Source organism: Gracilibacillus salinarum, assembly GCF_022919575.1.
In the GTDB taxonomy this organism is placed as follows: domain Bacteria; phylum Bacillota; class Bacilli; order Bacillales; family Amphibacillaceae; genus Gracilibacillus; species Gracilibacillus salinarum.
In genome coordinates this window covers 3,526,859-3,541,884 of record NZ_CP095071.1, presented here as the reverse complement: position 1 = coordinate 3,541,884, position 15,026 = coordinate 3,526,859, and the positions used below count along the sequence as shown (strand labels likewise).

The window sequence follows — 15,026 nt, the reverse complement described above, 5'->3', positions numbered from 1 at the left end:
AATTACAATTATATTACAAAATCAATATTGGTTTGTTGTGTGTCTAGTTAGTTTGATACCCCTTCTGATGAAGAACTAAACTTATTTTTTTAGGAAAATCAATGTAAAATCATCTCTCAGCTGAAAATCCTGCAAACGTTCGAAGTGTCGGTATACAGCATCAACTGCTTCTTGGGCTGGCAAATGCATATACTTACGAATCACTTCCAACATTTCATCCGCTTCAATAAAGTCATCTCCTAGTCGGCATTCGGTTACTCCGTCCGTTAATAGTATAACCATATCGCCAGGATTCATTTTCATTTCTGATTGCTGGTAAATGGCTTGGTCAGATACACCTAGCACCAGACCCTTTGTACTGATTTCATAAAAACGGTCAGACTCCGCGCAGTAATAAAAGCCAGGTTCATGTCCTGCTGATGAAAATTGAAATGTATCGGTATTGGTGTCATATAACCCATAGAACATTGTGATAAACATACTCGTATCGACGTTACGTTCCACAACACGGTTCAGATTCTCTAAGATGACACTTGGGTTGCGCATCGTATCTGGAAAACTGTCCAGCGAGTACTTAATCATTGACATGGCTAATGCAGCCGGAATACCTTTACCAATTACATCGGCAATAGCAATCCCGATATTATTCGATTCATCCGTAACGAAATGATGATAATCACCATTCATTTGATTGGCAGGAACACTAATAGCTCCTATGTCTAATCCTGGAACGACTGGTTTCGTAGTTGTCAGTAACGTTTGTTGCATGTTGGCAGCTACTGCAATCTCAGACTCCAATTCCCCTTGTTTCTCCCTTAGTGTTTGAAATTCCTGATAGGCTAACCCATAGGATATCATCATTTCCAACAAGAAATTCATAGAAGAATCAATTTCTTCAGGTAAATCCGGATACAGCGCTTGTAGTGCTTGAATATGCACATTGATAATTTCTTCTGGTGAAATTTGATGTTGCATCGATGATTTACTAAATAATTCTGCTTGATATAAGGACGTTTCGTCTTGGGAAGATATATATTTTTTCAATAATTTCATGTAGTTATCAATATCAAATTTATAAGGCGCCATCTCCTTACCTCCTATCTACTAATCGTGCAAATTGGAAACTACAATCACTAAGGTATAGGAGTATGAAACATCGTACCACTTTATACAGTCTGCACTAACGAACCCACTTGATCGTAGTTATAGTTGTTCCTTTTTCCGGTTCAGAGACAATATCAAAATAGTCCATCAACCGTTTGACGCCAGGCAATCCTGCCCCTAGTCCTCCGGAAGTGGAAAAACCATCCTCCATTACTTTACTTAGATCTTTGATTCCTGGACCTTTATCTGAGGCAACAATTTTGATGCCTTTTTTGTTCATTTCTTCAATTACTTCATATGTCACTTGACCTTTTTGGGCATACAAATAGATATTCCTCGCGAGTTCTGAGATAGCAGTGGCAATTCTGGCTTGATCAACCGTTCCAAACCCTAATTCTTTGGCTAATTCTCTTCCCATTTGCCTAGCTCCAACAATATCCCATTCTTTATTTATTTGCACACTTGGTTTTGTTATCATCATCACTCCTCCAGTTCCTGGCGAAGTTTAATTAACCCCTGCTCTAAATCAAGTGCTGTCGGTACGTTTTGCAAATGTATTCCAAGATCAATTAAAGTCATCGCAACAGCTGGCTGTATTCCAGTCAGTACTACTTTCGCTCCCATTAAATCTGACATGGATACTACATCCCCTAATACTTTCGCAATAAAAGAGTCGATGATATCAACAGAAGTCAAATCGATCACCACACCTGTCGCACCGCTCTTATGAATCTTGCTAAGCAGGTCTTCCTGAAAGTCTATTGCTGTTTGATCATCTAAATCGATTTGAATGGATACCAATAAATAATTTTGTAATTTTAATATTGGTATTCTCATAACAACACCTCCCCTATTTTAATGAGTCCAATATCTTTGTTATATCTTCATTTGTATTTTCCACTTCTACTATTTCTCGGTTTGTTAACTTAAGAGCCGTGTTAAATCCTTTTCGCAATGTACTCTTCGTTGGAAATTTGCTAAGGTCAATACCTAAGTTCACAATTGTTTGTGCAATTTCCGGACGTATACCTACAAGAATACATGTTGCACCAATTAAACGCACAGCCTCAGCTGCCTGAATAATATGATGTGCTACCATAGTATCTACTACAGGTACACCAGTAATATCGATCAGTACCACTTCTGCATTGTGTTTCATGACACCTTCCAATAAATTCTCCATAATTAGTTTGGCACGTTCTGTATCAATGGTACCAATTAACGGCATAACAGTAACATTCTCCATCACCGGAATCAGTGGCGCGCTTAATTCTTGCAATGCCATTCTCTGTAAAGAAACGGTATGTTCCCAGCTGCCGGAATATTGATTGACGAGTTGATTGATAATGGGTTCCACCCAATCTTCTACTATTTTCAAAATGCGAGAGAATTCATACGTATCTACTTTATCTGATTGATGTAAAATGAATTCGATCGTTACTCTTCTAAACGTTTGTAAGCCGTCTGTTATATAACTCAACGGCCAACCCAGGTTAATGAGTCTTTCTGCGAATTCATCCATTTCTCCTGTATCCCATTGACGATTGATACTGGCAAAAATAACATTAATGAACTCTTGATTCGTGGAATGATACAAGCTATCCGAAATATTAGACGTGTAATCCGACTTACGCTTTTCCGTCAATTCCTCTAACCAATTATTTGAAATAACATCACTGTTTTCAATAACTATTCTACGTAATGTTTCTGGCATTATCTTTACCTCCGCTATCATGATTGATATAAACATTTTACAACAAAAAAATGATTTTTACGATTAATATAATTCTATTCCGACAGAATCATGCATTTTTTCTTTTTCTCCCTAAAAACACCCTTGCCTTTTACGAAAAAAAGCAAGGGTGTTTGGAAGATAGAGGATTAGAAATCAGTTAACCCTAAACTAATTTCTAATCCTCTATCAATACGTTCCATCATGTTACTGTCTAATTGAGTTATTTTATCAGTTAATCTCTGTTTGTCGATTGTACGGATTTGTTCTAATAAAATAACTGAATTACGCTCAAAACCGTATTTTTCTGCATCTATTTCGACATGTGTCGGTAATTTCGCCTTTTGAATTTGAGCTGTGATTGCTGCTACAATAACAGTTGGACTAAAACGGTTACCAATATCATTTTGTAATACTAATACGGGACGCACTCCGCCTTGCTCGGACCCCACGACAGGGGAAAGATCGGCGAAATATACGTCGCCTCTTTTCACAATCAAGACCTACACCCCGCTCACTAAGCGCTCAAGGGTGTTTTCTGCCTCCTCTTCCGCCTGAAAAGCTTCCGAAGCAATATTCAAATTAATTTTCGCCATTTCCATATATCCTCTTTGCATGGATTCTTGAATATGACGTTTTTTTGTTTCACGCAAATACGTTCTGGTTGCTTGGCAAATAAAATCACTTAAATTGCTATCTTCGCTTTTCATCAAGCCGTCCACCTCATTCAGCAGGTTTTTAGGTAATCTCACAGCAACTTCTTGCAAGTCTTCAGACAAAACCATACACCTCCACCAACATTGACAAGCCTTTTTATGATAATCCAATATTATCATACCATTATGAAACCGGCATTGCAAAGGGGTTTTTGATAATTTATCATTTTTTTCTACAATATATTTTTCATTATTCCCGGCAATTCAAGGAATTATCATGTACATCTTACTAGTATAGCAATTTTTTAAGGATATATTCTTGGAACACGGTGACTGATCATGCAAGCCACTTCATAGTTGATCGTTTCTAAATGATTGGCCCACTCATCGATCTCAATGGTTTCATCCCCTTGGGAACCAATAAGTGTTACCAGATCACCTGATTGAGCCGGACCAGCTAACCGAACCATGAATTGGTCCATACAAATGCGGCCGATAATCTCACAGCGCTTCCCGTTCACGAGGACATCTGTACCTTGCAAATGACGATTAATACCATCTGCATAACCAAGCGGAACTGTTCCAATCCATTCTTCTTCTTCGGTTATATAGGTTGCTCCGTAACTAATTGGTGTTCCTGACTCCACTTTCTTCACATGTATTAACTTACTATGAAGGCCTAGTGCAGGTTGTAAATCAATAGGCTTTTCCTTTTTTACGTCCTTGGAAGGATATAATCCGTACATGCTGATACCAAACCGGACAAAATCAAACATCTTTTCAGGGAATCTCATACTCGCGGCGCTGTTTCCGGTATGAAATAATACCTTATGCCCTTTCCAATGATGTTGAAAAACACGACGAAGCGTTTCGAAGCGCTCTAATTGCGCTTCAAAATGAGTAAGGTCTATTTCATCTGCAGTCGCAAAGTGTGTGAAAATCGCTTCAAGATGCACATTGGGATGTTGCATTAATGGCAGAATGTCCACCAACTCTTCTTCATTTCGAACACCGATACGTCCCATGCCTGTATCCCATTTTAAATGTACCTTTATTGGGTTTGGCAATTCTAAACCTTGTACGGCTTCTAGCCAGGCTGGCTGATAGCACGTTACCGTAATATCATGATCCACAGCAACTGCCGCATCCTCCGGCCGAATGTAACCCATCACCAAAACAGGAGCAGTTATACCAGCTTCCCGTAATCGCAATGCTTCATCTAACACTGCTACAGCTAGCCTCGTTGCTCCCCCTTGCAAAGCGGCATTTGCTACTTCCACGTCACCATGTCCATATGCATTTGCCTTTACAACCGCATAAATATCCGTTTTATCATACAGTTTATTTCGTAATTGTTCTATATTATATATAATATGATCTAAATTTACTTCTACCCAGGAATCGCGATAAAATTTTTCGGTCATGTTGATGCTCCTCATTTTCATTGCATTGAGACTTCCATTATAATGCATTTCATAGAAAAAGGATATGATTAAATAGTCAGGACATACTTTTAGCTCAGTGATTCGAGTAAAGTATGCAGGCATAAATGATGTAATTTGTATGAGCGGCGGGTTTATGCTTTCTTCTCTGATAAGAAAAACCAGGCATTACCACTCCGGTCCTATTGTAAAGTGACAAAAAAGTTGTTTGAATTTAATATTACAGCCATAAATAACACCGTTCGAAAAATGAACGGAGCTCAAAAAAAGTTATTTAATTTCCATCAACCTACATTCTTTTCTATCAAAACTAATAACAATAAAGTCGTTAAAAATCGAGAAGACTTAGGCAAATATTGCACTCTTTTACGGAGAACAAGAAATATCTCCTCTCACACAACTACAAAGGTAATAAAGATCTGTTATTAATTATTATAAAAATCAATAACAGACATGGCTAACGACAAGACTTTATCTGGAAGGTCTTTCCTTTATTTTGTTTGCGAATCCCTATATATACTCTATAGCCTCTTGCTTATCGTTAAATCTTAAAGTTGCTGATATCCATTTATCTGCATTTGGTTTCTCTGTTTTTATAACTTGGACAAACTTAGCTGTAAATGTAAATCTTTTTATTATTTCCAGATGTATTTCTACTTGCACATCATATTTCGGTAAATTTTATACGAACTCTGCTTTTGATCGTTCCCAGTATGCTGCCAAATTGAAAGGAAGCGGCCTTCTAAAAGTCTCTTTTTCAACTTTTGCCATGTGTATGCGAGACACCCTGTAATTGCGTAACTCTCCATCTCTTGATGCAACAAGGTACCATCTATCCTTTTTTACTACCAATCCTAATGGTTCAATTAACCTCTTTTTTGCTCTCCGTCTGCCTGTTCATAATGAATTATCAACTTTTTACTTTCCAAAACTACTTGTTGAACGGTATTAAGGGCATACATTTTTTCTTTGGATTGTCTCCAGGTACCTGAATCTATATGAATTCTTTCCCAGATTGCTTGTGCTTCGTCCCGATATGGATCCGGGATAGCTGCAAGTAACTTTTGTCTCGTATCTAGTGGCATGTTATTTAAACCTAAATCATCAAGTATTTCTTCAGAAGTGAAAAGAAATAAAGATTTCATGTCATCCATGGTTAATCCACTTAATTTACTCCGAAAATTATCTAATAGACACCAACCTCCCTCTTTTCTGGTAAGAACGGACGATATCTTCTGGTGAAAAGGTATCTTGTAAGTTTGTTACAAAAAATACATGCGAGAAAAATAACCCCCTGCATGACGAACAGATTGGATAATCACTTTTCTTGGTTTGGGCCAAGATTTTGCTTGATACTCGGTCTACTCGTAATAATATTCTGCCTCTGTCACATTGGAGGACAAAGAGGAAGGATGAATCATCTGCGAGTCGCTGCAAATTGGCATTGGATTTTAAACGAATGACGTAATAGACCGATTCAGTTTCATATAATTCATACAAAGCGGGACAGCAAAACCGCTAGACCCACGTAAAAACGGTATTGTCTCTGGAAACTTTTCATTGTAATGTTCGATAAGAGGTTTTATAAACTCTACAACTCCATTGGATGTATAGACATTTTCTGGTCGAAGTTGAGCTTTCATAAAGTCGCCCGTTATATCATCGAAACAAACCAATGGATGAAAGCCGACGTACCGTATTGAGTATTGAACACATTACAATCTTGTTCGCCATATGTATCAGCGTGTGTGGAATCCAAATCAAAAATAAGTGTTTTTGACTCTCGGAATTGATGTACTTTATCCAGGAGTTCTTGATTGCCTTGATTGAGTTGTTCCATAGAATCCGTATCAAATCGCGGATAAAAACGAGATAGGCTAGGTTGAGAAGCCAACGCATCTGGTCCAATGATTTCCGTGAAAACAGGGTCATTCGTCAATTGATCAACTGCATCATCTTCAGAATATCCGGCAATGAATTGATAAATCTTTTGACGAAACAAGTTTTCATTTGAATGTGTATAGTAACGTCTGTCATCTTTCAAATGTAGATGGTGCGCCAATGTCTTGGAGAAACCAATTTTCTCATCGAATTCTCTAAATGCCAATTCGCCCGTGTCAGAGGAAAGAGAACCTCCATCATTTGATACTTTAATTTTACGATTGAAATTCAGTGTTAATTGCGGTAAGGTAGCCATAAGAATCCTTTCTGTGGTTATTTTGTCGTTGCTTTAACCATATCAGCAACGGATTCTTTTTTCATTTATTTGATGCATACTCAATTCGGCTTGATCCCTTGGTGGATAATCATTTGAAAGTTATCTAAGACTTTCTATGAATAATTCAGGTTCAATAATATTTTTTGCAGGAGATTCTTTTTTTAATGTAAAATCATAGTTGGTTTCATTTTCAAACATTGGATCCAAGTAACTAGATTGGGGATTACTAGTTGAAGCAAGTTTGAAATCTTGAAAAGAAGTGAATTCTTCTTTCCTCCATACCCAAAGACCTGTTTTTCCCTTTTCTTTATGAAAGACATTTCTTGTTAGTACATTATCATGATTCGTTGTAAAAAAGTTGGCGATAAAAATACGAGATGGTCCTGCGGTTAGAATATTTTTTTCTATCACATTGTTTTTTATATCATGCTGTAATAGCAGTTGCCCTCCTGCTAGCCCTTTCGTATCATTTCGATAGATAATGTTTTTTGTAATGGAAGAGTTTATTGTTCCTCCCCGATTTTCATCATATCCACCAATCGATATTCCTGTATAGTGGTTGTTATACACAATGTTGTCTGTTATTTGAATGTTATCAGCATATTGTTTTGCATGCTCAGAGGTTGCCTCAATTCCGATATCACAATTATAAATAGTATTCTTCTCAATCGTTATATTTTTCCCACCATCAACATAAATCCCACCGGCACTATATTCTTCTCCATATGCTGAATTACCGTACGAGGATATTTCATACACTTCATTATTTTTAACAATACCATTTCGAACGTAGTCAGCTTTTGTATCATTGGATATACCCTCATGACCAATTAAATCGATACCGATATTATCATTTCTGCGGACTACGTTATTGTCAACGTTAAAACCATCGATATTCCCATTAAGAACGAGTGATTCACTCCATCCGAGTTTTAAATCCTCAATTGTATTATTTATAATATCAATATCTTTCATCGGGCCCGTTCCGTATATAGCAATCCCATGGGCATTCCCATCTTCTGCATGCGTTTCCATTCTTCGTACTACATTATTTTCTAACGTAATATGGCTGCTTGAGCCTGTTACATACATCCCTATTACAGTTTCATTCATTAAGTTAGAAGTTAAATCTTGAATAATGAGTCCACTAATAGTGATATAATTTTTATTATCTATGTTAACAAGGGACGTATCCCCTTCTACATTCTTTATGTCCTCACCAGTAAGAACAACCTTGTCTTGATTATAGGCTTTAAACGTGATTGGTTTTAATTTTGTTCCACTATACCTAACAACTAGCCTCTCTTTATAGATGCCTTCTTTTATGTAGACAATCGATCCCGCTCTTGCTTCTGAAGCAGCTTTATTTAGTGTGCGAAATGGTTTTGATTTAGTACCATCATTTTGATCATTTCCGTTTATAGCAACGTATATAGCATTATCATGTGTTGAATCTGTTATATTAAAACCAAAAACAAATAAAATAGCTGCTGCAAAGAGGTAAAGAATCGTCTTTTTCATTTCATCATTCCTTTATAGGTTCGTAACTTTCACTTTATACTTAAGCATAAAAATAGCCGTTTAGGCAATATTTTATCTCGGTAAATTTAAAATATTGTTTCATCAATTCAAATGAATGAATTTCATAATTCCAATCCCTTGTACCCCAAGGGATTTAAAACATAAAAAAGGAAATACCTCCCCAAGTCCTGTATAATGGCAGTCGACTAAAACATCCAAAAAGACTGGAGGATTACTCCCTATGACCATTATACGACAACCTAGCTTATTTAGCATCCAAGAATTATACGAGATGGACCTACCCCAAAATATGAAGCGATTATTTCAACGTTAGATTTGGATGCAATTTATCGTGAAGTAACCAAAAAATCACGACTTGGTGCGCCAGAAGAGCTAAACTATGCAGCCATGATTATTTCCACTTTTGTGAGATATATTGAACGCGTCCCAACAGTTAAGGATCTTATTACACGACTTCATGATGATATCGCATTTAAGTTAAACTGTGGGTTTCTAGTTTCCGACGACATACCGTCTGAAGCGTCTTATTCTCGACTTGTAACAAAATTAAAGGAATGTAACATCTTAGAGAAAGAACAAGAAAAAGTTGTCCTTCAAGCTATCGCAGAAGGCTTTATCATGGATGATACCGTTTCTATCGACGCAACCCATTTTGAAGCAAGTGATCAAGCACCACGGAAAGAAGAAAAGCCAAAACCCGAACCAAAAAAACGCGGCTGCAAGTCCAAAGAAGAGCCTGTAGAAAGGGCAAATTCCTATCTTAAGGAATTCTTTCAGCTTAACAATGTTCGTTATCGTACTGGGGAACGCGCAAAGATTCATTTCGACATGGTAACACTCGTATAAGAAAGAGCCGCTCCTTCTTTATTAGAAGAAAACGGCTCTGAAAGCATAGATATTTAATCGTATGCTCTTTTCTTAATATTTGACTTCCAGGAACGATAGTCATGTACGGCAATTCCACCAAAGCCTGGATGTCCTGCGAAGTAGTTTTCCAGTTGATGTAATTCCTGATTCATTTCATTAGGATGGGTATCGTAGAAGGTAGTGTGACTACCTTCATCTGTTTTGACCATATTCACGCCGATTACAACCGATTTATTATGGTTGGCGGCTTGTTCAATGAGTGGCGATGAAATGGATTTAATGCCATTCTTCCCTTCGGCAGAATCTCGATATGCCATGATGGTGATGGAATCAAGTTTAGAAATCATCCATTCTCCAACATTACTCTCTTCACCCGGTATTTTCACTTTGTAGATCCAAAATGGGAAATCTCCGCTGATGTTGAGATTGGCATCAGATTTCGCTTGCTGTTTCAAATAATTCATATTATCCAGCCATTGGGTTATGACAGTATCCTGGTCATTCTTCCACTCCGATAGTAAATACGGCTCAATATCGAGATGAATCCCTTGGAATCTCTCCTCTTCAGAAACATGACGATTATAATCCTTTACATTAGAGACAAAACGTTCTAAGCTATCCCTGTTTTTCGATAGGGCCCAGTATGGATCGCCGCCAAGTGCATACACTTTAATATCTTCTTCAGCAGCTTTTTTGATAAAGGATTGAATTTTCTCTTTATCAAATCCCTTTTGACTAACATGTAAATAAATTAAGTTAATGCCCTGATCATTCGCAAATGAAATGAGGTCCTCTTGACTTTCATCCAATTTTTCAAGATCCCAGATCCAGGTTACTTTCTCATAATTTTTCTGATTGAAGTAAAATCCTACTGAACATAGGATAGCGATCAGCGTGATAATGGCTAAGCACCCTTTCATCGAAAATAGGAAAGAATAGAACCTGCTTTGATTCAAAGATCTTTCTGTATGCAAAGACCTCTGCTGTTTATTTTTATTTAACATAAGACATGACACTCTGGTCATCCGCTTCAGCAGAATCTTGTTGCTTCTGAATATTAATAGAAGTATAGTTCCACAGTCTGATATCAGGGCCGACAATGCAGTTATCTCCTATTTTCGTGTTGCCTTTTAATTGTGTTCGAGGTTCAATAACCGTATTCTTACCGATCGTCACCTCCGCCTCGATATAAGTGGATGAAGGATCGGTAATGGTGACTCCATTAGCCTGATGATAGTCAATAATTCGTTTTTGCAGAATGTCCTTTGCATGTGCAAGTTGTTCTGTATCGTTAACTCCTAAACCTTCTTCAATGTCATATACAGCTGCAGCCGATATGATCTCATCTTGATCTTTCAAAATTTCGATAACATCCGGTAAATAATATTCTTGCTGCTTATTATTAGTAGATACTTGATCAAGCGCCTTAAATAATAATTGATTATCAAAGCAAAAGATGCCTGTATTCACTTCATTTACTTCACGTTCTTTTTCTGTAGCATCTTTATGCTCTACAATTCGCACCACTTGTCCATGCTCATCTCGGATAATCCTGCCATATCCAGCTGGATCTTCTGGATGCATCGTTAAAATAGTAGCTGCTGCCTCTGTTTGGCGATGATGTTCCAGACATTTCTGAAGTGTTTGTTCCGTAATTAAAGGGGTATCTCCAGTAATTATTAGCGTTGAACCTTGCTGATCATGAAGTTTTTCACGGCACATTTGCACTGCATGTGCGGTACCAAGCTGCTCTTCTTGATGTGCGTACTCAAGCGATTCGCCTAGGTGTTGTTTGATTAACTCGGACTGATGTCCTACCACGGTAATAATTCGATCCATTGATATACGTTGCAACCGATCAATTACATGCTCAACCATCGATTGACCACAAACATCATGAAGAACCTTTGGCAATTCAGATTTCATTCTTGTACCTTTTCCAGCGGCTAAAATAACAGCAAATGTTTGATTCATCTTATCTCCCCCATCCTTCATCTTTATCTATAGAAGGAAGATGGAACTTTATCCACTCCATCTTCCACAACGTTTATTTACCAAAACCCTAAGACCACACAGATCTCGGGTTATTCAGAACCCTATTCAACCGTGACACTTTTAGCAAGATTACGTGGTTTATCCACATCATTGCCAAGAGCAAGCGATGTATAATAAGAAATTAATTGTAACGGAATAACCGTTAATAACGGAGTCATGATCGATAAGGTATTAGGGATGTAACAGCATTCGTCTACATACTCCCAAATATTCATCTTTTCTTCACCAGCTATTCCAAGTACTTGGGCACCACGTGCTTTCACTTCTTTAATATTTCCTAACATCTTCTCACTAACTTCTTCCTGTGTGATAAGTGCTATAATTGGTGTCCCTTCCTCAATTAAGGCAAGCGTTCCATGCTTTAATTCACCCGCCGCATATGCCTCTGAATGAATATAAGAAATTTCTTTCAGTTTCAATGAACCTTCTAGAGAAACTGGGAAATCTACCCCGCGTCCAATGAAGAATACACTGTTAGCATCTTTGATAGATTCACTATACCAGCGAATACTGCTGGAATGCTCCAGAATTTCTTCCATCTTATTTGGAATTTCTGCAATCGATTCAAGCAGCTGATCTTGATATTCTTTGGAAATGGATTGTTTTCTTTCAGCAAGGTAGATACCTAATAGATAGAAAGTTAGTACTTGTGTCGTATAAGCCTTTGTAGAAGCTACGGCAATTTCTGGTCCTGCCATTGTTAAGAGTACTTTATCTGCTTCACGAGCAATGGAACTACCGACTACATTTGTTATAGCAAGCACTTGAGCACCTAAATGCTGGCTTTGACGTAAAGCAGCCAAGGTATCTGCCGTTTCACCTGATTGACTAACGACAATAACAAGTGTCTTCTCATTGACAATCGGGCGGCGATAACGAAATTCTGAAGCTACTTCCACATCAACAGGGATTCGCGTGAGTTCCTCGATAACGTGCTTACCGATCAAACCAGCATGGTAAGCCGTACCGCAAGCAACGATCGTGATCTTATCCCATTGTTCTACCTGTTGAGTTGACCACTGAAGTTCATCAAATTCTACCGATTTCTGTTCTTTATTAAATCTTCCCGTCATCGTTTTTTGTAAGGCAGTTGGCTGTTCATGAATTTCTTTCAGCATAAAATGGTCATAGCCATTCTTCTCTGCCTGCTCCATATCCCAGTCAGCGCGGAATAAGTCACGATTCAATTCTACTCCTGTTTCCGTCTCAAGAAGTGTCACATCATCTTTTGTTAAGACTGCCATTTCGCCATCTTCCAAGATGAAAATGTCACGCGTATGTTCAAGAACCGCAGGAATATCTGAACTGATTAATGTTTCTCCATCCCCTGCTCCAATAATAAGCGGGCTTGCCTGTCTTACCGCATAAAGGCGATCTGGGTCATGCTCAGAAACAATTCCTAATGCATAAGCGCCTTCTAATCGTTTAACGACTTTTTGAATAGTCGAAAGCATGTCTCCATCATATAAATCAGAGAATAGATGTGAGATAACTTCTGAGTCGGTTTCAGAAATAAAGGTATAGCCTTTTTGCTTAAGCTCTCTTTTAATGTCTAAGTAATTTTCGATAATACCGTTATGTACCACAGCAAATTCTTTGTTCCCATCTGTATGTGGATGAGAGTTTTCGTTTGAAGGTTCACCATGTGTTGCCCAGCGTGTATGTCCGATCCCTACATTTCCTGAGAGCGGGGCCTGATCAAGCTTGTCCTGCAATACATCTAATCTGCCTTTCGCCTTTTCTACTTGAACGGATTCACCGTTAACTACTGCAATACCTACTGAATCATATCCTCGATATTCTAATTTACTTAGCCCTGTCGTTAACACTTGCTGTGTGTCTTTTTGTCCAATATAACCAATGATTCCGCACATGTTATTTCCTCTCCCTTACCTTTGTAGTGTGTGTTTATTAATAGTGAAAGAAAGTATCAAAGTTGCGTATCTATCGAATATCAAGCGCCGAAAGCAGCCGGTACACTGCGTTTTTGTCTACGCAATGTACCCAAGACTGTCAGGCTCTTTGTCATCTCTTACAATGCGATAGATTCTTGGTGTTTTTTATTTACTTTTGATGTTGTACCTAGTTTGTGAATATGCGCTTGATGGTAATCCTTAAAGGCATTTCTTGTATCTACGATTGGAATATCTAAGTTTGCCAGTTCATCGTAATCAAAATCGCTATGGTTCGTTACTAATACCATGCAATCATAGTCCTTCAATGCTTCTTTACTGTATGTGATGGAGTGTGCAATCGAACCATCTTCATCAATAAAGCTATGGGCATGCGGATCGTAATAGTCCACGTTTGCACCATTCTCTTTATACAATTCATACAGATATAACCCCGGAGACTCACGAAGGTCACTAATATTCGGTTTATAAGCCATACCTAAAATAAGGATCTTAGAGCTATTAATAGACTTGCCATAAATGTTTAACACTTCTGATGTTTTTCTAGTAACTACGTCAGGCATGTTATTGTTAATCGATTGTGCCAAGTCGATAAATTTGCTATAGAAACGGAAGCCCTTCGCTTTCCATGATAGATACATAGGGTCAAGCGGAATACAATGACCGCCAATTCCCGGTCCCGGCTGGAACTTCATAAATCCAAATGGCTTCGTTGCTGCAGCATCAATTACTTCCCATACGTCGATGTCCATGCGTTCGCACATTAATGCCATCTCATTTACAAATGCGATATTGACACTACGGAACGTATTTTCTAAGAGTTTAGACATCTCAGCTACTTTTGGTGAAGATACAGGTACAATATTTTCAATATAATTGCTGTAAAGCAGCTTACCGACCTTATTACAGTTGTCTGTAATACCGCCCATTACTTTCGGTACATTGTTGGTATGGAATGATTCATTTCCAGGATCTACTCGTTCCGGAGAGTAGCAAAGGAAAATATCATTCCCAGGTTCATAGCCTATGCGTTGGAATTCTTTCAGGATCAACTCATCGGTTGTTCCCGGATAAGTCGTACTTTCTAACGTAACGAGCATCCCTTTCTTCATATATGGTTTAACACTTTCGATTACACTCGAAATGTAAGAAGTATCTGGATCCTGATTTTCACTGAGTGGTGTAGGAACACAAATGCTGATTGCGTCTAACTCCTTCACTACCTCATACTCATTAGTTGGAAAGAAACGATTCGTATCTAAACTTTCTTGTAATTCCTGATCTGAAATATCGTTAATATATGACTTTCCATTTCTTAACGATTGAATTTTTTCCTCACTTAAGTCAATGCCGCATACGTTAAAACCTGATTTCACCATCTCCACCGCAAGTGGCAGTCCGACATATCCCATGCCGATCACACCGATATTTGCTTTCTTCATTTCTATTTTTTGGCTTAATTGTTCATAAAAACCCATAATCATATCCCTCTTTTCA

General features: G+C 38.0%; 14 protein-coding genes and 2 pseudogenes. 1 reads left to right on the top strand and 15 read right to left on the bottom strand.

The annotated features are described in order from the left end of the window. Positions 1-81 precede the first annotated feature (81 nt). The 11 genes and pseudogenes from MUN87_RS16540 to MUN87_RS16490 form a co-directional block, all read right to left on the bottom strand. Positions 82-1,086: a PP2C family protein-serine/threonine phosphatase gene (locus MUN87_RS16540; protein ID WP_244741828.1), complete on the bottom strand. Its 1,005-nt coding sequence runs from the start codon at positions 1,084-1,086 to the stop codon at positions 82-84. A gap of 94 nt (positions 1,087-1,180) precedes the next feature. Next, complete coding sequence (locus tag MUN87_RS16535) at positions 1,181-1,582, bottom strand: anti-sigma regulatory factor (protein ID WP_244747994.1); 402 nt, start codon at positions 1,580-1,582, stop codon at positions 1,181-1,183. A 2-nt stretch (positions 1,583-1,584) separates the two neighbouring features. Continuing rightward, on the bottom strand, positions 1,585-1,941 hold the full coding sequence (locus MUN87_RS16530; protein WP_244720652.1) for an STAS domain-containing protein: 357 nt from the start codon (positions 1,939-1,941) through the stop codon (positions 1,585-1,587). Positions 1,942-1,954: 13 nt separating this feature from the next. After that, positions 1,955-2,818 carry an RsbT co-antagonist protein RsbRA gene (gene rsbRA / locus MUN87_RS16525; RefSeq protein WP_244741825.1) on the bottom strand — a complete coding sequence of 288 codons (864 nt, stop codon included), beginning with the start codon at positions 2,816-2,818 and terminating at the stop codon, positions 1,955-1,957. A gap of 167 nt (positions 2,819-2,985) precedes the next feature. Next, positions 2,986-3,336, bottom strand: coding sequence for a type II toxin-antitoxin system PemK/MazF family toxin (locus MUN87_RS16520; protein WP_244720658.1), 351 nt, complete (start codon positions 3,334-3,336; stop codon positions 2,986-2,988). Between the two features lie 3 nt (positions 3,337-3,339). Continuing rightward, complete coding sequence (locus tag MUN87_RS16515) at positions 3,340-3,621, bottom strand: CopG family ribbon-helix-helix protein (RefSeq protein ID WP_244720661.1); 282 nt, start codon at positions 3,619-3,621, stop codon at positions 3,340-3,342. Between the two features lie 176 nt (positions 3,622-3,797). Further along, positions 3,798-4,916, bottom strand: coding sequence for an alanine racemase (gene alr, locus MUN87_RS16510; RefSeq protein WP_244741823.1), 1,119 nt, complete (start codon positions 4,914-4,916; stop codon positions 3,798-3,800). Positions 4,917-5,615: 699 nt separating this feature from the next. Then, the gene (locus MUN87_RS16505) at positions 5,616-5,786 is read right to left on the bottom strand and encodes a WYL domain-containing protein (protein WP_244741820.1); all 171 of its coding nucleotides are present in this window, start codon (positions 5,784-5,786) and stop codon (positions 5,616-5,618) included. Positions 5,787-5,800: 14 nt separating this feature from the next. Further along, a complete protein-coding gene (locus tag MUN87_RS16500) occupies positions 5,801-6,088 on the bottom strand; it encodes a hypothetical protein (protein WP_244741817.1) in 288 nt (95 codons plus the stop codon). Between the two features lie 43 nt (positions 6,089-6,131). Continuing rightward, a pseudogene (locus MUN87_RS16495) lies at positions 6,132-7,131 on the bottom strand (IS1380 family transposase); the annotation flags it as partial. A gap of 120 nt (positions 7,132-7,251) precedes the next feature. After that, positions 7,252-8,673 carry a right-handed parallel beta-helix repeat-containing protein gene (locus MUN87_RS16490; RefSeq protein WP_244741816.1) on the bottom strand — a complete coding sequence of 474 codons (1,422 nt, stop codon included), beginning with the start codon at positions 8,671-8,673 and terminating at the stop codon, positions 7,252-7,254. A gap of 241 nt (positions 8,674-8,914) precedes the next feature. Here MUN87_RS16490 and MUN87_RS16485 point away from each other — a divergent pair. Then, positions 8,915-9,429 (top strand): annotated as a pseudogene (locus tag MUN87_RS16485) (transposase); the annotation flags it as partial. A gap of 164 nt (positions 9,430-9,593) precedes the next feature. Here MUN87_RS16485 and MUN87_RS16480 read toward each other — a convergent pair. From MUN87_RS16480 to MUN87_RS16465, 4 genes are all read right to left on the bottom strand, one after another. Beyond that, entirely contained in the window at positions 9,594-10,370 is a 777-nt protein-coding gene (locus tag MUN87_RS16480; RefSeq protein ID WP_244741813.1) for a hypothetical protein, read from the bottom strand. Positions 10,371-10,554: 184 nt separating this feature from the next. Next, positions 10,555-11,535 carry a sugar phosphate nucleotidyltransferase gene (locus MUN87_RS16475; protein WP_244741811.1) on the bottom strand — a complete coding sequence of 327 codons (981 nt, stop codon included), beginning with the start codon at positions 11,533-11,535 and terminating at the stop codon, positions 10,555-10,557. 122 nt (positions 11,536-11,657) lie between these two features. Beyond that, positions 11,658-13,490: a glutamine--fructose-6-phosphate transaminase (isomerizing) gene (gene glmS / locus MUN87_RS16470; RefSeq protein ID WP_244741808.1), complete on the bottom strand. Its 1,833-nt coding sequence runs from the start codon at positions 13,488-13,490 to the stop codon at positions 11,658-11,660. A 158-nt stretch (positions 13,491-13,648) separates the two neighbouring features. Continuing rightward, complete coding sequence (locus MUN87_RS16465) at positions 13,649-15,007, bottom strand: nucleotide sugar dehydrogenase (protein WP_244741806.1); 1,359 nt, start codon at positions 15,005-15,007, stop codon at positions 13,649-13,651. Positions 15,008-15,026: the final 19 nt, after the last annotated feature.

Bases quoted from the DNA above. Each gene is read 5' to 3' on its own strand.
- MUN87_RS16540 (WP_244741828.1), bottom strand. From the start codon at position 1,086: ATGGCGCCTTATAAATTTGATATTGATAACTACATGAAATTATTGAAA.
- MUN87_RS16535 (WP_244747994.1), bottom strand. From the start codon at position 1,582: ATGATAACAAAACCAAGTGTGCAAATAAATAAAGAATGGGATATTGTT.
- MUN87_RS16530 (WP_244720652.1), bottom strand. From the start codon at position 1,941: ATGAGAATACCAATATTAAAATTACAAAATTATTTATTGGTATCCATT.
- rsbRA (WP_244741825.1), bottom strand. From the start codon at position 2,818: ATGCCAGAAACATTACGTAGAATAGTTATTGAAAACAGTGATGTTATT.
- MUN87_RS16515 (WP_244720661.1), bottom strand. From the start codon at position 3,621: ATGGTTTTGTCTGAAGACTTGCAAGAAGTTGCTGTGAGATTACCTAAA.
- alr (WP_244741823.1), bottom strand. From the start codon at position 4,916: ATGACCGAAAAATTTTATCGCGATTCCTGGGTAGAAGTAAATTTAGAT.
- MUN87_RS16500 (WP_244741817.1), bottom strand. From the start codon at position 6,088: ATGGATGACATGAAATCTTTATTTCTTTTCACTTCTGAAGAAATACTT.
- MUN87_RS16490 (WP_244741816.1), bottom strand. From the start codon at position 8,673: ATGAAAAAGACGATTCTTTACCTCTTTGCAGCAGCTATTTTATTTGTT.
- MUN87_RS16475 (WP_244741811.1), bottom strand. From the start codon at position 11,535: ATGAATCAAACATTTGCTGTTATTTTAGCCGCTGGAAAAGGTACAAGA.
- glmS (WP_244741808.1), bottom strand. From the start codon at position 13,490: ATGTGCGGAATCATTGGTTATATTGGACAAAAAGACACACAGCAAGTG.
- MUN87_RS16465 (WP_244741806.1), bottom strand. From the start codon at position 15,007: ATGGGTTTTTATGAACAATTAAGCCAAAAAATAGAAATGAAGAAAGCA.